Origin of the sequence: Nostoc sp., from assembly GCF_036916975.1 — a bacterium.
Taxonomy (GTDB): Bacteria; Cyanobacteriota; Cyanobacteriia; order Cyanobacteriales; family Nostocaceae; genus Nostoc.
In genome coordinates, this window is record NZ_JBALFF010000119.1 from 15,643 (window position 1) to 36,025 (window position 20,383).

23 protein-coding genes and 1 pseudogene are annotated in these 20,383 nt (G+C 41.9%); 13 read left to right on the forward strand and 11 right to left on the reverse strand.

Going from position 1 to position 20,383, the window contains the following annotated elements; genetic code table 11:
* Positions 1–176 precede the first annotated feature (176 nt).
* The 3 genes from V7K73_RS27560 to V7K73_RS27570 form a co-directional block, all read right to left on the reverse strand.
* Positions 177–1,763 (reverse strand): glucose-6-phosphate isomerase, encoded by a 1,587-nt coding sequence (locus V7K73_RS27560; protein ID WP_334884918.1) that lies wholly within the window; start codon positions 1,761–1,763, stop codon positions 177–179.
* A gap of 112 nt (positions 1,764–1,875) precedes the next feature.
* Positions 1,876–2,133 (reverse strand): cytotoxic translational repressor of toxin-antitoxin stability system, encoded by a 258-nt coding sequence (locus V7K73_RS27565; protein WP_334884920.1) that lies wholly within the window; start codon positions 2,131–2,133, stop codon positions 1,876–1,878.
* A gap of 230 nt (positions 2,134–2,363) precedes the next feature.
* Positions 2,364–2,561 (reverse strand): hypothetical protein, encoded by a 198-nt coding sequence (locus V7K73_RS27570; protein ID WP_334884922.1) that lies wholly within the window; start codon positions 2,559–2,561, stop codon positions 2,364–2,366.
* 307 nt (positions 2,562–2,868) lie between these two features.
* On the opposite strand from V7K73_RS27570, the gene V7K73_RS27575 reads away from it, so the two are divergent.
* The 5 genes and pseudogenes from V7K73_RS27575 (at position 2,869) to V7K73_RS27595 (ending at position 6,023) form a co-directional block, all read left to right on the forward strand.
* Entirely contained in the window at positions 2,869–4,002 is a 1,134-nt protein-coding gene (locus V7K73_RS27575; protein WP_334884924.1) for a branched-chain amino acid ABC transporter permease, read from the forward strand.
* Positions 3,992–4,774 (forward strand): ABC transporter ATP-binding protein, encoded by a 783-nt coding sequence (locus V7K73_RS27580; RefSeq protein WP_334884926.1) that lies wholly within the window; start codon positions 3,992–3,994, stop codon positions 4,772–4,774. The genes V7K73_RS27575 and V7K73_RS27580 overlap by 11 nt, the downstream gene beginning before the upstream one ends.
* Positions 4,775–4,798: 24 nt before the next feature.
* Positions 4,799–5,040 (forward strand): annotated as a pseudogene (locus V7K73_RS27585) (type II toxin-antitoxin system HicA family toxin).
* Positions 5,022–5,246 carry a type II toxin-antitoxin system HicB family antitoxin gene (locus V7K73_RS27590; RefSeq protein ID WP_334884961.1) on the forward strand — a complete coding sequence of 75 codons (225 nt, stop codon included), beginning with the start codon at positions 5,022–5,024 and terminating at the stop codon, positions 5,244–5,246. Before V7K73_RS27585 ends, V7K73_RS27590 begins: the two are co-directional and overlap by 19 nt.
* Positions 5,247–5,444: 198 nt before the next feature.
* On the forward strand, positions 5,445–6,023 hold the full coding sequence (locus V7K73_RS27595) for a Uma2 family endonuclease (protein ID WP_334884928.1): 579 nt from the start codon (positions 5,445–5,447) through the stop codon (positions 6,021–6,023).
* Between the two features lie 352 nt (positions 6,024–6,375).
* Here V7K73_RS27595 and V7K73_RS27600 read toward each other — a convergent pair whose 3' ends face one another.
* The 4 genes from V7K73_RS27600 to glpX all read right to left on the reverse strand — a co-directional run bounded on the left by V7K73_RS27600 (position 6,376) and on the right by glpX (position 10,527).
* Positions 6,376–6,966: a Uma2 family endonuclease gene (locus tag V7K73_RS27600; RefSeq protein ID WP_334884931.1), complete on the reverse strand. Its 591-nt coding sequence runs from the start codon at positions 6,964–6,966 to the stop codon at positions 6,376–6,378.
* 321 nt (positions 6,967–7,287) lie between these two features.
* Positions 7,288–7,857, reverse strand: a complete 570-nt coding sequence (locus tag V7K73_RS27605; protein WP_334884932.1) for a DUF2087 domain-containing protein — start codon at positions 7,855–7,857, stop codon at positions 7,288–7,290.
* Between the two features lie 104 nt (positions 7,858–7,961).
* Positions 7,962–9,248, reverse strand: coding sequence for a glutamyl-tRNA reductase (locus V7K73_RS27610; protein WP_334884934.1), 1,287 nt, complete (start codon positions 9,246–9,248; stop codon positions 7,962–7,964).
* A 241-nt stretch (positions 9,249–9,489) separates the two neighbouring features.
* Positions 9,490–10,527: a class II fructose-bisphosphatase gene (glpX, locus tag V7K73_RS27615; RefSeq protein WP_334884936.1), complete on the reverse strand. Its 1,038-nt coding sequence runs from the start codon at positions 10,525–10,527 to the stop codon at positions 9,490–9,492.
* A gap of 479 nt (positions 10,528–11,006) precedes the next feature.
* Between glpX and V7K73_RS27620 the strand changes: the two genes are divergently transcribed.
* The 7 genes from V7K73_RS27620 to grxD all read left to right on the forward strand — a co-directional run bounded on the left by V7K73_RS27620 (position 11,007) and on the right by grxD (position 15,682).
* Positions 11,007–11,267, forward strand: a complete 261-nt coding sequence (locus V7K73_RS27620) for a hypothetical protein (RefSeq protein ID WP_334884938.1) — start codon at positions 11,007–11,009, stop codon at positions 11,265–11,267.
* 221 nt (positions 11,268–11,488) lie between these two features.
* Positions 11,489–11,803, forward strand: coding sequence for a glutaredoxin 3 (gene grxC / locus V7K73_RS27625; RefSeq protein WP_334884940.1), 315 nt, complete (start codon positions 11,489–11,491; stop codon positions 11,801–11,803).
* Positions 11,804–12,123: 320 nt separating this feature from the next.
* Positions 12,124–12,609, forward strand: coding sequence for a tRNA adenosine(34) deaminase TadA (gene tadA, locus V7K73_RS27630; RefSeq protein ID WP_334884942.1), 486 nt, complete (start codon positions 12,124–12,126; stop codon positions 12,607–12,609).
* A 112-nt stretch (positions 12,610–12,721) separates the two neighbouring features.
* The gene (locus V7K73_RS27635; protein WP_334884944.1) at positions 12,722–13,480 is read left to right on the forward strand and encodes a lysophospholipid acyltransferase family protein; all 759 of its coding nucleotides are present in this window, start codon (positions 12,722–12,724) and stop codon (positions 13,478–13,480) included.
* A 670-nt stretch (positions 13,481–14,150) separates the two neighbouring features.
* Positions 14,151–14,756, forward strand: coding sequence for a hypothetical protein (locus tag V7K73_RS27640; RefSeq protein ID WP_334884946.1), 606 nt, complete (start codon positions 14,151–14,153; stop codon positions 14,754–14,756).
* A 252-nt stretch (positions 14,757–15,008) separates the two neighbouring features.
* A complete protein-coding gene (locus tag V7K73_RS27645) occupies positions 15,009–15,266 on the forward strand; it encodes a BolA family protein (protein ID WP_100899811.1) in 258 nt (85 codons plus the stop codon).
* An 89-nt stretch (positions 15,267–15,355) separates the two neighbouring features.
* Complete coding sequence (gene grxD / locus V7K73_RS27650) at positions 15,356–15,682, forward strand: Grx4 family monothiol glutaredoxin (RefSeq protein WP_334884948.1); 327 nt, start codon at positions 15,356–15,358, stop codon at positions 15,680–15,682.
* 842 nt (positions 15,683–16,524) lie between these two features.
* On the opposite strand, the gene V7K73_RS27655 is transcribed toward grxD, so the two are convergent.
* A complete protein-coding gene (locus tag V7K73_RS27655) occupies positions 16,525–16,773 on the reverse strand; it encodes a DUF6761 family protein (protein WP_334884950.1) in 249 nt (82 codons plus the stop codon).
* 585 nt (positions 16,774–17,358) lie between these two features.
* Here V7K73_RS27655 and V7K73_RS27660 point away from each other — a divergent pair.
* Positions 17,359–18,129 (forward strand): response regulator transcription factor, encoded by a 771-nt coding sequence (locus V7K73_RS27660; protein WP_334884952.1) that lies wholly within the window; start codon positions 17,359–17,361, stop codon positions 18,127–18,129.
* A gap of 137 nt (positions 18,130–18,266) precedes the next feature.
* Here V7K73_RS27660 and V7K73_RS27665 read toward each other — a convergent pair whose 3' ends face one another.
* From V7K73_RS27665 to V7K73_RS27675, 3 genes are all read right to left on the reverse strand, one after another.
* Positions 18,267–19,040, reverse strand: a complete 774-nt coding sequence (locus tag V7K73_RS27665; protein WP_334884954.1) for an ABC transporter ATP-binding protein — start codon at positions 19,038–19,040, stop codon at positions 18,267–18,269.
* A 75-nt stretch (positions 19,041–19,115) separates the two neighbouring features.
* The gene (locus tag V7K73_RS27670) at positions 19,116–19,682 is read right to left on the reverse strand and encodes a hypothetical protein (RefSeq protein ID WP_334884955.1); all 567 of its coding nucleotides are present in this window, start codon (positions 19,680–19,682) and stop codon (positions 19,116–19,118) included.
* Between the two features lie 104 nt (positions 19,683–19,786).
* Positions 19,787–20,248: a DUF4079 domain-containing protein gene (locus V7K73_RS27675; protein ID WP_334884957.1), complete on the reverse strand. Its 462-nt coding sequence runs from the start codon at positions 20,246–20,248 to the stop codon at positions 19,787–19,789.
* Positions 20,249–20,383: the final 135 nt, after the last annotated feature.

Below are 20,383 nucleotides of genomic sequence, written 5' to 3' on the forward strand. Positions count from 1 at the left end.
TAACTTTATTTTACAGAAAGATAAAGGCGATCGCATTTACTTTCGCCGAGGTATTACGAATTATAAAGTGAAGCATCCTAGACGGAAGATAAAACTTCTATCTAGGATGCTTCACAATAAAAAATTGTTGCTGATACAACAATTAAAGACAAAATGTGATATTTAGACTAGAGCTATCAGCTAGCAGAAACGGTTAAACTGCCGGGTTTCTGAAGATCACCTTGCAAAACCACACCTCGCTGATTGGCATGGATATGACGCAAAATCTTGTAAATTGCTTCTACTTGCTCTGATGCACCTGCTTTTTCGGCAAGTTCCTCAAGAGAAATGGGAGTTTTTTCTTTTTGTAGCACTGCTACCACTCGTGTTTGCAAATCGAGAATGGAGGCGGCAGCTTTTTTGCCAGCTTCTACCCCTGGTTGATGGTAGGCGTTGACGTTGACTAAGCTAGCGTATAAACCAACAGCACGTTCATACAAAGCAATTAACGCCCCTACAATTCGGGTGTTAACTTGGGGAATCGTGACTGTAATCGAATCGCGGTGATTTTCATAAAGCGCTTGTCGGGTTCCTTGGAGAAAACCGGAAAGATAATCGCCTGATGTAACTCCCGGATCTATTTCAGTGGATGGACCATGACGATCTTCCAATACTTCGATGAAGGTAGCAAAGAAATTCGCTACACCCTCACGCAACTGCTGGACGTAAGCGTGTTGATCTGTTGAGCCTTTGTTGCCATAAACGGCGATGCCTTGATGGACAACTTTACCGTCTAAGTCTTTTTCCTTGCCCAAGGATTCCATCACCAGCTGTTGCAAGTAGCGACTGAATAAAAATAAGCTGTCCTTGTAAGGTAGGACAACCATATCTTTTTCGCCCTTTCCATTACCTGCAAAGTACCAAGACAAAGCAAGTAAGGCTGCTGGGTTATTTTTCACATCTGGGACGCGGGTAGCGTCATCCATCTCTTTTGCGCCATCTAGCATGGCACGAACATCAATGCCCTGTAATGCGGCTGGTACTAGCCCCACAGCAGACATTTCTGAGGTGCGTCCTCCTACCCAGTCATACATGGGAAATCTGGCTAGCCAACCTTCGTCTTTGGCTAGTTTATCGAGGTTGCTATCAACGCTGGTAATTGCTACCGCATATTGAGCAAACTCCAAATTGTGTCCGGCGTAGGCTTTTTTAACTTCAATCATGCCGTTACGAGGTTCGGGTGTTCCTCCAGATTTGGAGATCACCAAAACTAAAGTGCTGGCGAGGCTATTTCGTAGATGATTGAGAACGCGATCGATACCTGCTGGATCGTTGTTGTCGATAAAGTGAATTTTCAGGGGCGGGAAATCAGGAGCAAGGGCTTCTGCGACGAATTGGGGACCGAGGGCGGAACCACCAATGCCAATGGATATAATATCCGTGAAGCGGCTTGCTCTGGGAGGATGAATAGCACCTGTTTGGACTTTTTCCGCAAAGGCTTCGATTTGTTCTAGGGTTTGGACAACTTCTTGTGTAAGTTCTGGAGTTGGCGCTAAATCAGGATTTCGCAGCCAGTAGTGTCCAACCATGCGATTCTCGTCAGGATTTGCGATCGCACCCTTCTCCAGTTGAGCCATATCCGCAAACGCCTTGTCAAACTTCGGCCGCAATGAATCCACAAAGGCATCATCGAACCGGATTCGACTTATGTCTAAGTACAGTCCCAATCCCTCGTGGAAATATAACCAGTTTTGGTATCGTTGCCAAAGGGCCCTAGCATCCATAGGGAAATCTCAAATAAAGTGTTTTTCAAAAACCAGTTTAATGTAAGGTTATAGCGATCCCTGCCTAGCCTTATACAGTTTACAGTTTTAAGTGTTCCTTTGACTCTTCACTTTAAACATCTGGCATAGGGACGACACGTAGAAATTTCACAATTTCACCCCTAATTTCTATACCAATCAAGTAATTATCGAGGGTAAAGCGGTGAAAAATGCCTTCACTATCAAGCTGTCGTAGCTCTTTTAAATCGCTTAACTGCCACTTTTGGGCTAACTCAATAAACACAAAATCATGCACCCGCTCGTAGGCGGCAGGTTCTAAATTCTTCAGGTCTAGTAAAAAAGACCTTGCATAGCGCATTTCCAGACTCACTAGGCGTTACCTTAACCAAAACTTGAGGGGCCACCAAAAGAGTGCTGAGTTGAAAGTGATGAGTGCTGAGTCAAGAACCAGTACTAAGACTTACAATTCAGTATATGGATCTAAATCCTCTGACTTTAGTTCTAAATAATAAATAAATTTTTTCCTAACTAATCCCTTAGTTTTAACTATGGGCTACTACTTGGCACTCAGCATTCAGCACTACTAAAAGCGCTGCTAAATCAGAAAAACATCAACAGTCTTACCGCTTCTTCATGGGTTAAGATATCCCACGGTTGCTGCGATCGCTTGACTTCTTGTATCGCCTTAAGCATATAAAAGTCACAATGTAAAGCTTCGAGAAGGTCCCAAATGCTTTGCAAATCCTCATCGGCTAACTGCTCGATTAAGTGATGCATTCTCAGTCGCAGCAAATTCATACGTCAACTATTCCCTACCAGCAAACACCAACAATAAATAGTATTCCCATAAAATTACCTCCGCTCAAGCTACGCTAAAATTTATTCGCCCAGTGAGTGAGCCAAGAAAGGCAGGGGAGGCAGGGGGGAAGAATTAACAACCAATGCCCAATGCCCGATACTTCGGCAACTCTTAGAGACGCTGTTCGCGTTCGCTCAGTACAAGTTCCCAATTCCCAAATAACTATTTAACGAACTTTGGGGGTTTAAGTCCCTGTCACAAAACAAAATTGACGAATTACGAATTACGAATTACGAATTATTTAACATGGTTGACTATCTCATTTTCTTAGCAATTTCTACAGCACTTTTTGCTCTATTCGCACTAGGACTCAATTTACAGTGGGGCTTTACAGGGCTAATTAACTTTGGTCATATTGCTTTCATGACCCTTGGAGCATATACAACCGTATTGTTAAGTTTAAAGGGCGTACCCTTACTGATATCGGCAGTAGCTGGGGCAATTGTCGCCGCCTTGTTAGGTTTGGTAATTGGTTTTGCAACTCTACGCTTGCGGGAAGATTATCTGTCAATTGTCACTATCGGTACAGGGGAATTAATTCGTTTGGTGGTGAATAACCAGGAATTACCTGTGGGTGACACCTGGGTTTCTGGGGCGTTTGGTGTGCAAAGTTATTCCATACCCTTTTCCACAGAGCCAAATTTGTTTGTCAAATTAGTAATGATTGGACTTTTAACACTGCTAGCTGCTGTAACTTTCTTTACCTTATGGCGATGGATTAGCACCACCCAAATATCTCGGACTACTGATTTAGGTAAAAGGACAACTAGCAAACAAGAATTTGCCTCACGTTTGGGTGTGGCAATTGTCTTAGCCGTTTTGGCAGCAGCGATTTATATTTCTGGCGTAATTGCACTGTATAATTACAACCCAAAAGCAGGTTTAATGTTGGTGTTGCTGTTGGTTTTAGCATTTGTATACTGGCGCTTAGAAATTTTGGTGCGATCGCCTTGGGGTAGAATTCTCAAAGCCATCCGTGAAGATGAAGAAATTCCCAAGGCGCTAGGAAAAAATGTCTTTTGGTATAAATTACAATCTCTCATGTTAGGGGGTGCGATCGCAGGTATCGCCGGTGCTTTCTTCGCTTGGCAACTGGGCGCTATTTACCCTGATAACTTTCAACCGCAAATCACCTTTGACACTTGGATTATGGTGATTTTAGGCGGTTCTGGTAATAATGTTGGCACAATCTTAGGTGCGGTAATTTTCTTTGCTTACGATGCGCTGACGCGAGAAGTTTTACCCAGAATAGTCCCCCTTGATGAAGCCCGTTTAGGTGCATTTCGGATCATGGTAATCGGACTAATTTTGATGATACTGATGATTTGGCGACCTCAAGGTATTCTAGGGAAAAAGGAGGAACTTACTCTTGGTAAATAATCAGTCATCGCCACTTCCCCTTTTGGTAGCCACTGGACTTTCTAAAAGCTTTGGTGGTGTCAAAGCAGTTAATGAGGCGAAAATCGAAGTTGCTAAAGGTAGCATTACGGGCTTGATTGGCCCCAATGGTGCTGGTAAAACGACTTTATTTAACTTACTCTCAAACTTCATTCGCCCAGATAAGGGAAGAGTGATTTTTGACGGCGAACCGATTCACAACTTGCAACCATATCAAATTGCCCAACAGGGAGTAATCCGCACTTTTCAGGTTGCGCGGACTCTCTCGCGGTTGTCGGTGTTAGAAAATATGCTGCTGGCGGCGCAAAAACAAACGGGTGAAAATTTTTGGCAAGTGCAATTGCAGCCGCACATCGTAGCTAAGGAAGAAAAGCAACTCGAAGAACGAGCAATGTTTCTATTAGAATCAGTGGGTTTGGCAAAAAAAGCACACGATTATGCTGGTGGCTTGTCTGGTGGACAACGCAAGCTGCTAGAAATGGGACGGGCGTTGATGACTAATCCCAAGTTAATTTTGTTGGATGAGCCTGCTGCTGGTGTGAATCCGAGGTTGATTGATGATATTTGCGATCGCATTCTCACTTGGAATCGTCAAGATGGCATGACCTTCTTGATTATCGAACACAATATGGATGTGATTATGTCCTTGTGCGATCGCGTTTGGGTACTTGCCGAAGGACAGAATTTAGCCGACGGTACACCCGCAGAAATTCAAACCAATCACAAAGTTTTAGAAGCTTATTTGGGTAAATAATTTGGGTAAAAGGCAAATTAGTATATGCCCAAGAAAATTAGAGAACTGAAAAGTTTATTACTGCGATCGGGGTTTACCTATAAACAGGCAAAGGGAAGTCATAGCAAATGGATACATCCAAAATTATCTAAAGCTATTATCATTGCTGGTCAAGATGGTAGTGACGCTAAACTATAGAAAAGCAGGTTAATGAAGCACTAGAAGAATTAAATAAGATAGAAGCAGATGACAATGAGGAACTAGAAACATCAAATATACCATATTAATTCAATGGTCAAATGAAGATAGATGTTATGTCGTTTCATTACCTGATTTCCCAGATGTTATGCAGCCTTGTACTCATGGAGACACTTATGAGGAGGCTTTGAAAAATGCTCAGGAAGTTTTAGAAATGTTAATCGAATCTTACTTAGAAGATGGTCAGCCTTTACCAGATCCACCAACATTTGATAAGCCCTTAAAAGTAGCTTAATTTTCACCTGAAAGTGACAAAAAAGGATGATATTTCGATATTATCGATGTGATTATATTCTTGTGCGATCGCGTTTGGGTACTTGCCGAAGGACAGAATTTAGCTGACGGTACACCCGCAGAAGCACACGGTGTCAAATCTTGGGAAATTTGACTCGTGTTAAAATAGGCTTGAATATTTTAGTGGAAAAAGCTTTTTATGTCAATGATGACAGTCAGAGATTTAGAACAAGTCCAAACAGCTTTTACCGAAGCAGGTTTAGATTACCAGTTGGAACTCGAAAATGGGAAAATTTCAATAATGGGCCCGTCAGATATTGTATCCAGCGAAATCAGTAGTCGTCTCATTGCTTTTCTGTTTGCTTGGATAAATCCTCGTCGCTGGGGAAGAGTATTTGATTCTGCTGGCGGTTTTATTATGCCAGATACAAACCTCAAAGCACCTGATGTTTCCTTTGTTCGCGCTTCCCGACTTCTGCAAAGTCCTCGTTACTTTGGAGAACTTGTCCCTGACTTGGTGGTAGAAATTAAATCTCAGAGTGATAAAATTAAACTTATAGCAGCTAAAATTCTGAAATTTATAGAACTAGGAGCGATCATCGGGATTTTGATTGATCCTGATGAAGAGACAGTTACAATTTATCGCTCTACAGGCGAACCGACAGTTTTAGAAAATGGCGATATTCTAACGATACCAGAACTTTTTCCCGGTTGGGAATTGCCTATTACTGAATTGTGGCCTCCTATCTTTACCGAGGAAGAAACACAAATTTTGTGAATAACTTTAGTTGCTAATGAACTGCATTATAGCCTTTACTAATCACATGAGGTACATCATAGTCCCCTCTCGAAAAGCGGGGAGGGGGTTGGGGGTGGGGTTCTTGTACCTCACTCAACTGAGAACCGTTATATCACTATTACAAATTACATTAGCGAATCCACGTTCGCTTTTAGCGCCTCGTAGAGAGCGCCATTAAGAATTATTTTAACAAAGTATGTTCAGTTTAATTCAAGAGCCTAACGACGGCAGCACGAATTGAACGCCTAAATCTAAATCCCCGTTACAAAACGTAATTACGAATTACGTTCGCGCAGCGTGCCGGAGGCTCTATTACGAATTACGAATTATTTTAATCTTCGTTATTTTCTGCCAAATTGATTTGCTCGTAAAGGTCGCGCAATTGAATTTGAAAATCAATCGTTTGCAGTGATAAAGTTGCAGATTCATCTTCAAGTTCAGTAAATGACCATTGACTTTCCGCAGTTTTGACATACTGCATCACATGATACTCATATTGGTCAATTAAAATATATTCCTTGAATTCTGGAATAGAGCGATAATAAAGAAACTTATCGCCTTGGTCATAATTTTTAGTCGATTTAGATAAAACTTCAGCAATTAACATCGGGTTCATAACCGTTGTTGTGCTGGTTCCTGTATAAATAGGTTCTCCCTCAATCACCATCACATCAGAATACGTATGCTGCCGATAACGTGGTATCCACAAACGTACATCACCAATATAAACACCATAATTATTGCCTCTCAAACCAAACTTCAAATAAGCATAAAAGTTGCCTGAAATTTTATTATGATTTGTAGTGCCACCCGTCATCGGTACAATTTCTCCATCACGATATTCGCTTTTATATTCTGCCTTTTCTTCAATTTCTAAATACTCTTCAGGTGTGTAAGATAATTTTTGTGTTTCTAACTGCATAAAAATACAACCTATGATTGTGCTGTTGTTGTGCGGCTGAAATTTTTATTTATTATATTACCATTTTAAAGTGCTGTCTGAAGTTAGTCGGCTACAAGTTTTACGTACACAAGAACGTCAAGCTAAAGAAATAGCTCTCGAACAACTGGAGCAAGAACGCCAACGATAAGCTGCCCTTGCTTTAATTTGCACAACTAGGGCGGGCAAATCGCCCCACCCTACAAGAGATTTATTTTTTGGAGGATGCAAATTAAAAGATTTTTAGCTTATCAAGATTTATTGATACGACTGCAAGAACGGGGAATTAACCCAGAAGAACTATTATGAAACATCTTTCATCCGCCAATAAACCCCATTATCTCGCTGCATTAACTGGCAAGCAATCAACTCGCGTCGCAGGGTGGCGCAGTCAGGATGGTAGCGTTTAAGAATGTCATTTACCAGGCGTTCAGGATAGTTTATTCCCACTTCAAACTGGTTTACCAACCACTTGAGAATTACTAAGCGCTTTTTGCGACTAGCGGGGATTTCCTTCAGACATTCGCCCTCAAAATAGTTTTTTAATACTTTGTTTTCCCAAGCCTCAGTATCAACATCCTCAATCAAATATGCGATTTTCTCAGGTGTGAAAATTTCCTTACTAATGTTTTGCAAAGCCTCGCTATCCAATTGATATATATGGCTATTACCTTCAGGGCGCATTGTCACCAAATTTAGCTCTTTAAGTTTCGCTAAATGATGGGATACCGTCGGTTCCTTGAGTTGCAGTAACACCGCCAATTCTTCGACGCTACACTCCTGATTAGCCAAAATACCTACAATCTTCAATCGGCTATCATCCGCTAATGCCTTGAAAAAGCGCAGTAAGATGTTAAATTGCTCTGGTTGCATAACTAACTTCTAATTAGACATCTATCTAATTAGAAGTATATCTAATTGAAAGCTCAGATCCCCGACTTCGTAAAAGTTGTCGGGGATCTTATTTGTTGTTAAATTTAACTAAACTGTTCCTCTGCATCGAGGTTAAATAACATTTGCAGAGTTTGCATACACCGCCGTCTCGCTTCTACATCTTGCTGCGATCGCAATTGCACCATCGGGTCATGTAAAATTTTATTGACAATTCCGCGTGTTAATGCTTCAATTACCTCTTGATGTTTTTCTGCAAATTCCGAACCCAATCTCGACAAAGCTTTTTCTAACTCTTGTTCGCGGATAGTTTCGACTTTATTTCGCAGACAGCTAATGGTGCTAACAGTTTCCAGACTGCGCCACCAAATATCAAAAGCTTCCACTTCTTCTTCTAAAAGTCTTTCGGCTTCCTGTGCAATCTTCCGACGGCTTTCGTAATTTTGTGCTACTACTGCTTTCAAATCATCCACATTGAAAGCTTGCACATTTTCCAATTCATTTACATCCGCATGAACATTTCGCGGCACAGAAATATCAAATAACATTAAAGAACGCTGAACTTCTAAAACCATTTCTAATTTAGCCCGATCAAGTATTGGCTCTGTTGCCGAAGTACTTGTAAATACCAAATCACTATCGGCAATTACTGCCATCATTTCTGATAGCGGATGAATTTGGATCGGTTGTTGAGGGAACTGCTTTGTTAATTCTTGGGCGCGATCGCGTGAGCGATTTACAATACTAATTTGCACAGCACCCTTAGAAATTAGGTGTTGCACCAGCAGCCGCGACATTTTACCAGCGCCTAAAATTACCACTCTACAAGCAGCTAAATTTGCCACTTTTATCTGCGCTAACTCTACAGCAGCCGAACTGATAGAGACAGCGCCAGTACCAATACTAGTTTCAGTACGAACCCGCTTACCAGCTGTTAGCGCTTGTTTAAATAATCGATTCAAAATGGTTTTTATACCGTTATATTGCTGTCCCAGTTTGTGAGTAGTTTTCACCTGAGCCAGAATTTGACCTTCTCCGAGTACCAGACTATCTAAACCACCTGCTACGCGCATAACGTGCATCACTGCATCATCATGTAGCAGCATAAACAAATGCTGTCGCAGAGAAAGCACGGGTAATTTACTGTATTCTGCAAGAAACTGCGTTATTTCTCGGATACCTTGGTCTGCTTCACTGGTAACAATGTAAATTTCCAGGCGGTTACAGGTGCTAAGAATTGCAACTTCATCAATATGGGGATAGCTGGCCAGTTGAGCGATCGCACTTTCAATTTGTGGTTCTGGAATGCTCAGTTTTTCCCGGACTTCTACTGGGGCTGTTTTATGGCTTAACCCCACCACTGCTATATTCATTTGCTAAATCGTAATTACTAGTTGGTAGTTGAGAATAGGGCATTGAGCCAGAAATAGGGAATGGGGGATTTTTGTTTATTGGTTGATAGTTTTTCCAACCAATAAACAATAACTAATCACTAAATACTAACTACTAACTAGTGTAACGATGAAGCATTTGGGTGACTATTTTTCCATTTTATAGAAAGATTTATTTCCAAATGCTTTACCCCTACTTTTACCATTCCCCATTCCCTAAAAATTAGTTCAGTTGGAGAGTCTTGGGTTCACCAAACATGTGAATCGTATCAACAAAGCGAGCAGTTTTTGACTGGTTGGAAATTACCAAACTTTGAGTTCTGGCTCCACCATTGAAGAAACGTACACCTTCCATGAGATTACCACTGGTAATGCCGCTAGCAGCGAACAGAACAGTTTTACCAGATGCTAGTTCATGAGCATCATAGACCTTATCAGGGTCATTGATATTCATAGATTTTAAGCGATCGAGGTTAGCTTCTCTGCTTTCTCCAATCAGACCTGTTTTTACGACTGCTGGATCGTAAATCAGTTGACCTTGGAAGTGTCCACCCAAAGCACGCATTGCTGCTGCTGAGATTACACCTTCAGGAGCCGCACCGATACCCATCAGCGCGTGGATATTAGTTCCAGCAAAACCGCAGCTGATGGCTGCACCCACATCACCATCTGAAATTAGGGCGACTCTGGCTCCAGCCTCACGGATTTCTTTAATTAAATCGTTGTGGCGTTCGCGCTTCATGACCACGACCACGAGTTCTTCAATACTCCGATCTAGACACTCAGCCAGAATCTTCAGATTTTCCGTTGCTGACTTGTTGATGTCTACTTTGCCCTTAGCTGCGGGAGGTGCTGCTAACTTCTTCATGTAAAAGTCAGGAGCAGCAAATAATCCCCCCTTTTCAGAAATTGCCAAGACAGCCATCGAACCAGGCTGTCCATAAGCTACCAAGTTCGTACCTTCACAGGGGTCAACGGCGATATCAATTTCAATTAATTCATCAGGGTTACAGAAATTTGCAGCATCTGGTTGGGTACAGATACCAACTTCTTCACCGATGTATAGCATCGGCGCATCGTCGCGTTCACCTTCCCCAATCACAATGCGACCCCGCATGTGGATTTTATTCATCCGCTCCCGCATAGCTTCCACAGCTACCTGGTCAGCGATGTTTTTTTCGCCTTTACCCATCCACTTCGAGGAAGCGATCGCAGCTTGCTCTACTACTTCAATAATCTCTAACCCAAGTGTATTTTCCACAGAGTCTGCCCTCTCAACTGCTTGAATTTCTGCCGTTTTATCTGGCTATTTCAGTCTTTAAGTCTACCAAAGGGCGGTTACGAAATTTCGATTACAAATGTTAACGAAGTTTCAACTTCATATTTATTGACACTATTCTCAATAATTTTCCTTATATTAAGCAGGATTTAGGAGGATCTACAACGATTTTGGTTTTGTAGAGATGTGTGTACACTGTAGATGTTTTGTATACAGAGAATTTTTTTGACTGAAGTGTAGTATTAAGTTTTAAGAATGGTGTTACGGGATTACCAAAAAATAGATTATCCAATCTTGTGGGTTTGGCCTCTTGCCATTGGTATCAACTTAAGCTATGGGTAGCAAAACTCTCGGCTTGATTCATTCGCCTCGAACTAAAGTTTTTTGGCTTTTAGCTAAAGTCTACTGAAGTAAACTAAAGATTTTTAGCTACATTTAGTCATCTTCACATGACTTTCGCTATGAGCAAGGAACTGAAGTTCTTTGCGGGACATGGCTTTCACGTTAAGTTGACACCTATGGCGACACGAGATCCTTTGACTAATGATGGCTTAACTCTGTGGCATCCAGCTTTTTTACAACTGGGCAAAACATTGGATGAATCTGCCAAAAAGTATCATAGGTTTTGCCAAAGGTATAAACCGAAATTAAAAACAGCCAGCAAATCCTACTGGGGTAGTAAACTGCTGGCTGGTTATAAAATTCATGATGGTACTGGCTGAAAATGTGTATCGTGGTATAGATAATTCTTTTGGAAACCGTAGGTTACAGGTTTTTATCAACGGGTGCCAAGACGCGAAGCTGTTTGTCGTCAGAGTTGGGCATTGACTGGATATTTGTCTTACTAAAATCATTTAGAGGGCTTTCAAAAATGGGTTCCAGCCCCAATGCGGTAAGCAATGATCTAGGCTAGAGACAGAGTTAAAACCTTGCTTAAGAAAATATGCTACAGTTTCTTAATCCCCTTTTAAATCGCCATCCAGAGCGAGTCAAAGCCAACGTCGAACTTTACACATGGCAAACTTGCCCTTACTGCATTCGTGCCAAAATGCTGCTGTGGTGGAAAGGTATAAATTTTACTGAATATAAAATCGACGGTGACGAAGCAGCCAGAGCTAAAATGTCAGAACGCGCTAACGGTCGCCGTACTGTACCGCAAATTTTTATCAATAACCAGCACATTGGCGGCTGTGATGACCTCTATCAGCTAGACACACAAAGTCAACTCGATCCCCTTTTAGCCCAAGCCGCTATTTAACTTCAGATTTCTAGTCCCTCATTTTTGTAACAGTTAAAGTATTCCAGTGACGCACATCCCGCCTATAACTTAAGTTCTTTGGCTAATAGCTCAAGTCCACTTAAGTGGACTGAAATTCTTGTTTAGTCCACTTAAGTGGACTTTAACTATTAGCCTTGGAATTTATTCCGAGGCGGGATAACAACGAAGCGGGGATTGTCAAATGTAAATAATCACAAGACTTCTAGTCTTCGGGCTATATACTTTTTGTTTCTCGTAGAATCGGTATCTCGCTCGTCCAAAGGCGAGTATAATTTTAAAATTTTTATATTGATAAGTATATGTTAACCAAATACACAGAATATCTTATACATCAACAATGGATGAGTTATGCTCTAGAATTAGCAAAAGTAGCAGGTGATGCAGGTGAAGTCCCTGTAGGTGCTGTTATCATTGATTCAACAGGCAAATTGCTAGCACAAGGAGAAAATAGAAAAGAGCGGGACAAAGACCCTACCGCTCATGCGGAAATTCTCGCTCTCAAAATAGCTGCAACAACTTTACAAAATTGGCACCTTAATGAATGCACCCTGTACGTAACTCTCGAACCTTGCCCGATGTGTGCAGGTGCGATCGTGCAAGCGCGTCTAAGACTACTTGTATATGGAGTAGACGATACCAAAACTGGCGCAATTCGTACAGTTATTAACATACCCGATAGCGCTGCTTCTAATCATCGCTTACAAGTAATCGGAGGCGTTCTAGAGTCAGCTTGTCGTGAACAATTACAGGCTTGGTTTGCTACTAAGCGGCGTAGTGTAAACTAACGGACAGAGGTAAAACTGTCCATCTAGTACAAGACAAGTCAGACAAGAGAACCTACGGTGTAACTAATCAGACTTTTCCTTAAATTTTACCCGTCAATCAGCTGCATCCGTCATGATGGAATTTTACTCTTCATCCGATACTTCCCAGCAGACACCAGCAAATCATCAGGTGGCTGATACTACTTCAAGGGTTTCTCCTTGGTTAAGCCCTCTGGCATATTTATTAGGGCGTCAGTGCCTATTACCATTATTCTTTGGGCAAATTAGCATAACCGGACAAAAAAATATCCCTATAACTGGGCCTGTGATCTTCGCGCCTACTCATCGGGCGCGTTGGGATGCATTGCTCGTACCCTACGCTACCGTAGATTGTCGCAGAGAACAAGACCTGCGGTTTATGGTGACTATCGACGAATGTCAAGGTTTGCAAGGCTGGTTTGTGCAACGCTTGGGGGGGTTTCCTGTAAATTCTAAGCATCCCTCAATCCGCACCCTGCGACATGGAGTTGAGCTACTTCAGCAGCAAAAAACCCTGGTAATCTTTCCAGAAGGTAACATTTTTCGTGATGGCCAAGTTCACCAGTTGAAGCCGGGAATTGCTCGTCTTGCTTTGAGTGCTGAATCTAGTCATTCGGGACTGGGAGTGAAAATTATACCCATAGGCATTAATTACAGCCAACCTTATCCAAGTTGGGGTACAGATGTGAGTATTGACATTGGCTCCCCAATCAAAGTAACAGATTACATGACTGGCTGTATAAAACAAGATGCTAAAAGCATCACAGTTGATTTAGCAAAGGCACTGCAACAGTTAAGCCATCAAGAAACAAAAATTACTAATCGCGCATTTGCAGAAATTACTAATTCTTGATTTAATCAAACCTCAAGAGTCTCAAGACTGGCTTTTACCCACTGACTATTAATTGTGCATAATTAAGAAACTGGGCGTTTTCAAAATTTGACACTCATATATTCATCCTGAGTAAGTCACAAAAGATTAGGGCTTGTTTTGCAACCTTTGAGGATGTATAAATATAGATTACCCTCTATTGACGGGACATTTAGCCAAATTGGCATTTTTTTGAGCCAATAGCTAATAATTGTCTCAAAACAACTGAATTAGTTGATGATAAATATTCTTACTATTTGGTCAAATAGTTCAAGCAGCGTGAGAAGATTTTCGTGCGGAATATCTCACTTAACCTGAGATAATTATTGCAAAGGAAAGTCGGTAGCAAGACAGATGGTGAAGCAGTTTAAATTTTTTTCTCAAATCAACTTTTCGCCAGCGCCTTGTCAAACTACTCCCAAGCTGCTTGCTGGTAAACCGATGATTTAAAAATCAGAGGAATTAACGCGATCGCTCATAAGGACGATTTTAGTTAATCATTATACAGGGGCAACGGGAACTCTATTAAACCGATTTTCAGTCTAAACCAAAGAAACTTGGATGCGGCTTTGCTTTGTCGAAGACCAAAACAGAGTTAAGATACCCGAAGTTTCCATAACTTTTCTGTATAGTCGTTGCACTACTTGACCCCATGAACACTGCTGTCGCTGTTACCTTGATGCACCGTACTTTTTTATCAGTCATAGCAGTCCTTAGCCTGCTATCACCTGTGAATGCTCAGGTATCACAGTTACCAGGCACTAATAGTCCACAACCCATTGACCCCAACGATCCCAATAACCTGCGCCCCATAACCCAAAGTAACAGCATTTTGAGCATTGAAGGTGGCGATCGCTTACTGAAAGAGGCAGACCAAGCCGTTTCTGCTCAAAACTACCCCTTAGCTGTCAAGAAACTGCAAGAAGCACGCCAGGTTTATAATCAGCTATCTAATTTTTATCAAGAATTAAACTCTAGCTTTTCGGGAATTGACAATAGAGTTTCTGATTCTCAGCGTCAAAAAGCTCTAGTAACAGCGCAAAAGCGAGATGAAGCCACCTTTCAGCTAGCATTGGTACATCGCGCCCAAAATCAGCCAGAATTAGCTGTACCCTTGTTGATTCAAATAATTAAGAGTCAAAACCCCACGCGAGATTTAGGTAAGAAAGCCTATAAACAGTTGTTTGAATTAGGTTTTGTTGATTCTCCCTATCCTAGAGAAGGTGGTGCTTCATCTTCCTCATCCCCAAAAAAATAAATTAAATTTTTCTTGTTTGTTTTCCCCCGTCTTCCCCCTCTCCCTCATCTCCCTCATCTCCCCCTCTCCCACAGCAGTACCTTGAGAACGTTCCAGTGCTAGGATAGAATTATCTGCCGTACCCTTGAGCGATCGTCCTCAAAAATCCACCTCAGAGGTGCGTTATCTCTAGCCTTGCCAAAACCTGAACTTGGCACAGCCATTGCTCCATATCTGTTAATAATAGAAAAGTAAGTTTTTTCAGGAATAGCGATGATTAGTCCGCAGCAGGTTGAGGCAATGATCAAGGCGGAACTGCCAGACGCCCAGGTTCAGGTGCAAGACTTGACTGGTGGCGGTGACCACTATCAGGTAACAGTAGTTTCATCGCACTTTGCAGGTAAGGGACTAGTGCAACAGCACCAGTTAGTTTATGGTGCTTTGGGGCAAGCTATGTCAACCGAAGCAATTCATGCCTTGGCAGTAAAAACATATACTCCTGAATCTTGGCAAGCAACACCAGCTTCGTAAACATCGAGTTAGGAATTAGGAGTTAGGAGTTATGAATTTTTAACTTCTCACTCGTCATCGTTGAATGTAACATAGGAAACACAAATACCATGACACCAGAAATCAAAGAGAAAATTGATAACTTGCTACAACAGAACAAGATTATGGTTTTCATGAAGGGAAACAAGTTAATGCCCCAATGTGGTTTCTCCAACAACGTTGTGCAGATTCTCAATACCTTGGGAGTTCCCTTCGAGACAGTTGATGTTCTATCAGACTCTGAAATCCGCCAGGGAATTAAAGAATACTCTAACTGGCCGACAATTCCCCAAGTCTATATCGATGGTGAATTTGTTGGCGGTTCTGACATTTTGATTGAAATGTACCAAAAAGGTGAATTGCAGGAAAAGGTAGAAGTAGCACTAGCCTCGTCGTAATATTTCTTTACGCCAACCAGAGGGTATGCTGCTAAATTTGCGCTTCCCAATCAAGGCAATTTGCCATTTTTAACATCCTTGAAAGGTCAGAGAAATAGTATCTCCCCTTTCAAGGGTTTTTAATGGGTTTGTGAAAAAATACCTGTGTTGGAATTGATAAATTTATATCTTGCACCTGCCCAATCTCCTGCCAAGAAATAAATTTCACAGGCTTTTTGTCCAAGTCCATTCAAGTGGACTAATATCCATGCCACTAATAGGCTAAATTACTCTTGAGAGGACTTTAGCTATTAGCCATAACTTTCTAACCTATGGCGGTTTCTGGGGAGCATCCCAATTTTGGCTTAAATCTTTTCCCTCACCCCCAGCCCCTCTCCCATATTTGGGAGAGGGGAGACATAATTCTAGTTCCCCGAATCCCATATGAAGGGATTCGGGGTTAGGGGATGAGGGCTATTAAGGTTTTTGCACCTGACGGGATGCTCCCGGTTTCTGGGACTAGTGCAAGATATAACTAAAGAGTTTTTGGTACATACCTCGCCGCTTCTGGGCGAAAAAAACTAATGATTAGGACTACTTCAAACCACGTCAAAGAGTGGGTCTGGTTTATCTTGGACTAATGACTAATGACTCTCGCGTTGTGCGTTGCGCTTCGATTTCAGTCATAGTCAACAATCCCCTCAGCCGCATTGGCAAGACCAATATAGGGCTGAGGGGATGCGTTTTATCAATACAATATCTCCAAAATCTCACACCACGGCACTAGTTGACCAATACAGATAATATGCTATAATCATCTGCGGTAATTAACGGTTACTATCAAACGACTAGGTAAATAGTACTTAGTAGTAATCGCGTAATGGCTGTGGTTGTGGGACTGCAAAATTTGATCCATCGTACAAGTAGCGGCTGGCTTCCTCTTCTAAGCGATGAATCAGGATAGGTTCAAGAATATTCCCATGTCTTAGTGCGGCTAGATATCCATCCAAATACATCCGCATGTCATCCGTGCGATAACCGCGATTCCATAACTCGACGAAGGCGTCGGTGAGTCTTTGGTAATAGCGGATGGTTTGTGTGTCTTGGAGCATAACTGCTGTATTAAACTCTTTGGAATGAGAATTGTAAATGATTTACGCTCAAATGTGAACTGTAATTTCACTTTGGCATCAACTCAAAGTCAACACATCTAATTTGGGCAGTACCCTCCTAGCAGTTACAAGCTACTCTAATCCTATTCCAGAAAACATCGATTCTAGTTATCTGCTAAGTTATTTTTATGATTTTCATAACTCTTCAGCCAAATTGTATTGGTGATATATTCGTGCGTCTAGGGACTAATTTCTGCAAGTTCCGAATCCACTTTTATCATCAGGTTAAAAAACTGTTGTCGTAAAAGCTAGCTGCTTAGGCTATAGTTTATGGCAAGAGTTCTCATTTAAAAGCAAAATGTTAAGCTAGAAGAACTTTCCATAAGTTTAACAAATATTTCGATAAATTTAATAAAAATTTAAGAATATTTCTAATCGCCTTCGGCAAGGCATAAATTCAAAGATATTGCCACTATTTTTATGAGGAAATGTAAAGCTAATAGCTATTGAAGTAACAAAGGCTACAAAACCTTAGAGATGAGCTTGTTACTTTGAAAGTCATCGACGCTAAGGGGTCTTGCCGCTGTGGGTTCGGTTTGTATAGAAATCATTGAGGGGAATCCCCATCTGAGGTCGTTGTTGGGTTGGCACTTGCAACAGCTGGAATACCGTGTGCATCAAGCTGCCAGCATTTATCAAGCAAGGGAAGTATTTTTAAGCCATCAACCAACACTGGTAGTTTTAGATGCAGACCTGCCTGATGGTGATGGCATTGAGTTTTGTCGTTGGTTGCATCGTCAGCAGCAGCCTCTAATCTTAATGCTATCTGCCCGTAATACTGAAGGTGATATCGTCGCAGGTTTAAAGGCGGGTGCAGATGATTATCTGAGCAAACCTTTTGGGATGCAAGAGTTTTTGGCACGGGTAGAGGCGCTAATCCGCCGGAAGCGCACACCTACTGCTCCAGCTTACTTGGATTATGGCACTTTGCAAATCGATTTAGTTCAGCGCCGTGTCCGCTTCCAGGGGGAGTTCATTGACTTAACACCCCAAGAATTCAGTTTGCTGTACGTTTTGGCACAAGCTGGGGGAGTGCCTCTGAGTCGGTCAGAATTACTGCGCCGTGCTTGGCCTGACGCTATCGATAACCCTCGTACCATTGATACTCATGTTTTATCGCTGCGGAAAAAGGTTGAACTTGACCCTCGCCAACCCAATTTGATTCAAACTATCCGCAATGTAGGATACCGTTTTAACATGGAAATTTTGAATACCAATATTTCACAATCACAAACAACAAAGTTAGCTAGAGAGAGATTTAATAATCAACGTTCAACGCTTAGTAGTAGTGTGTAATAGGAGTGGGAATAGGGAGATGAGGGGATAATTATTAACTCCTAACTCTTAACTCCTAACTCCTAACTCCTAACTCTTAACTCCTAACTCAGCACTCTTAATGCCCAATGCTTAATGAGGATTGACTAATCCAAAATTTAAAATCCAAAATCGTCTTGAGCTTCTGCTTGAATTAAGCTTTCTCGTAATTCAACCCAGTTTATTTCAGAGACTGTTTGATTTGCCAATAAATGACCTTGGTGTAAGTGTAATAACTGAGTGCAAAACATCTGGGCTAGTTCCAGTTGGTGGTTTACCATCAAAATAGTAGTTTGATGAGTTTGACTTAACTGGGTTAACACTTGCATTAGATGAGAAGCAGTACCAGCATCAAGGGCAGAGGTTGGCTCGTCTAATAATAATATTTTAGGCTGGATGGCTAAGGCACGAGCGATCGCTACTAGTTGTCGTTGTCCAGCAGAAAGTTGTACCTCAGTTCGCCCTAACCATTCACTGGGAATATGCAGTTGTTCTGTCGAGTGATTGACTCGTTGCTGGATTGTCTGTTTGGACAAACCACGCAAAACTAAAGGATAAGCCAAGGCTTGCCCAACTGTCATCCCTAACAGTTTTGATTCTTGTAATACAAGTACAAGCATCTGGCGTAACTGGATGACGGGAATTTGGCGATATTCTTGGTTTTCTAGATAGATTTTGCCACTACTGGGTTCAATGAGGCGATTGAGGAGTCGTAATAACGAAGTTTTCCCAGCACCTACTGGCCCTACAATGGCAATGCGATCGCCCTGGAATACTTCCAAGGAAATATCTCGCAATATGGGGTATCCTTGCTGATTGCCTGGAAGTTGGGTTTTCAGCTTCGTAAACAGATTAACTTGCTCTAGCCTGAGTGTGGCTTTTGCTGTATTCAAGGGGACAAGGGGACAAGGGGACAAGGAGACAAGGGGACAAGGGAAATAACTATGCCCAATACCCAATGCCCAATTTTAAGTTAATTGTCTGGTAGTTAAGGCTGTAGCGATCGCCCAACCATCGACCAATAGTAACAACAGTGTGAATACTAGTAAAATCAAGTACATCCACGGCTGTGCTAAAGGGCGAACATCTGTGGTATCAAGACCTGTCTTTGCTTGGACAATTTGCACGAAACGGGCAAATCCGGCTACACGCATTGGTAATAAATAAGCTTTCCCATCCTGGCTGAGGAAGTAATAAACTAGCCCTCCTTGACCAGTGGTGCGGGGTTTTAACTCTTTCACATCTGACCAAGGTAAAAACCAGCCTTTACGAAAAAAGCTAGGTACCCAAGCGGGGTAAGTAACCTGAATTCCCTGGTCATCTACCGTTACTCGTTCAGTCAATACAGCATACAAAGCAACGAAGCCGATGCTAATCCCTATCCACAATAATTTTGGGGGTACTGGTGCTGCTGTTACCTGCGATAAGAAGGGTAATGGGACTGTGAGTGCTATGTATAGACTCAGCAGCGTTATCCGAATCAAAGGAGACAGACGAAATACAGAAGTTGAAATATTGGCTGGGTTTGCTGTCACGGCTCAATTACAATGCTTTTCTTCATTGTAGGGTAGGTCTATGTCCTACTTCGCCTGCCGTATATAAGATAATTCGTAATTCGTAATTCGTAATTCGTAATTATTTAGGGTAAATATTTTTGTACTACAATCCAACCAGTAAGGGATACCCAGGCAAATCCGATAAATAGAATAATATTTACGCCGACGTGTAAGGGTCTAGCCCAAGGTCGTCCAGCGCTAATTTGCGTCGCACTGAAAGCAGATAGTAAAACTAATGCTACTACTATCAATCCAGAAACTAAATGTGATGAGTGACCCAAGGAGCCAAAGTGACCGAGAGTTCCAACAATGCCGATCGCTAGCAGTAGTAGTACTAAACTTACCATGCTGATGCCCATTGTATAGTGGAGCGATCGCACCCCTTTATTTCCGCCCATAAATGGGGTAATAAAAGGGAATTGCTGCGAAGTTCTCGCCTGAAACATCCAAACGCCGGTGACTGCTAACATTAGATATGCCAGCAGGGACAACCCCATCGACCAGGCGGCTATTTTCCACAACCAAAGAAATGAAGGCAGATTCATAAGAATGATTGTAAATGAGATCAGGGAGATGAGGAAGAAATAACTCCTAACTCCTAACTCCTAACTCCTAACTCCTAACTCCTAACTCCTAACTCCTAACTCCTAACTCCTAACTCCTAACTCCTAACTCCTAAC

Excerpts from the sequence above, each read along its gene's own strand:
- V7K73_RS27560 (WP_334884918.1), bottom strand. The coding sequence starts at position 1,763 with ATGGATGCTAGGGCCCTTTGGCAACGATACCAAAACTGGTTATATTTC.
- V7K73_RS27570 (WP_334884922.1), bottom strand. The coding sequence starts at position 2,561 with ATGAATTTGCTGCGACTGAGAATGCATCACTTAATCGAGCAGTTAGCC.
- V7K73_RS27575 (WP_334884924.1), top strand. The coding sequence starts at position 2,869 with ATGGTTGACTATCTCATTTTCTTAGCAATTTCTACAGCACTTTTTGCT.
- V7K73_RS27595 (WP_334884928.1), top strand. The coding sequence starts at position 5,445 with ATGTCAATGATGACAGTCAGAGATTTAGAACAAGTCCAAACAGCTTTT.
- V7K73_RS27600 (WP_334884931.1), bottom strand. The coding sequence starts at position 6,966 with ATGCAGTTAGAAACACAAAAATTATCTTACACACCTGAAGAGTATTTA.
- V7K73_RS27605 (WP_334884932.1), bottom strand. The coding sequence starts at position 7,857 with ATGCAACCAGAGCAATTTAACATCTTACTGCGCTTTTTCAAGGCATTA.
- V7K73_RS27610 (WP_334884934.1), bottom strand. The coding sequence starts at position 9,248 with ATGAATATAGCAGTGGTGGGGTTAAGCCATAAAACAGCCCCAGTAGAA.
- V7K73_RS27620 (WP_334884938.1), top strand. The coding sequence starts at position 11,007 with ATGAGCAAGGAACTGAAGTTCTTTGCGGGACATGGCTTTCACGTTAAG.
- grxC (WP_334884940.1), top strand. The coding sequence starts at position 11,489 with ATGCTACAGTTTCTTAATCCCCTTTTAAATCGCCATCCAGAGCGAGTC.
- tadA (WP_334884942.1), top strand. The coding sequence starts at position 12,124 with ATGTTAACCAAATACACAGAATATCTTATACATCAACAATGGATGAGT.
- V7K73_RS27635 (WP_334884944.1), top strand. The coding sequence starts at position 12,722 with ATGATGGAATTTTACTCTTCATCCGATACTTCCCAGCAGACACCAGCA.
- V7K73_RS27640 (WP_334884946.1), top strand. The coding sequence starts at position 14,151 with ATGAACACTGCTGTCGCTGTTACCTTGATGCACCGTACTTTTTTATCA.
- V7K73_RS27645 (WP_100899811.1), top strand. The coding sequence starts at position 15,009 with ATGATTAGTCCGCAGCAGGTTGAGGCAATGATCAAGGCGGAACTGCCA.
- grxD (WP_334884948.1), top strand. The coding sequence starts at position 15,356 with ATGACACCAGAAATCAAAGAGAAAATTGATAACTTGCTACAACAGAAC.
- V7K73_RS27655 (WP_334884950.1), bottom strand. The coding sequence starts at position 16,773 with ATGCTCCAAGACACACAAACCATCCGCTATTACCAAAGACTCACCGAC.
- V7K73_RS27675 (WP_334884957.1), bottom strand. The coding sequence starts at position 20,248 with ATGAATCTGCCTTCATTTCTTTGGTTGTGGAAAATAGCCGCCTGGTCG.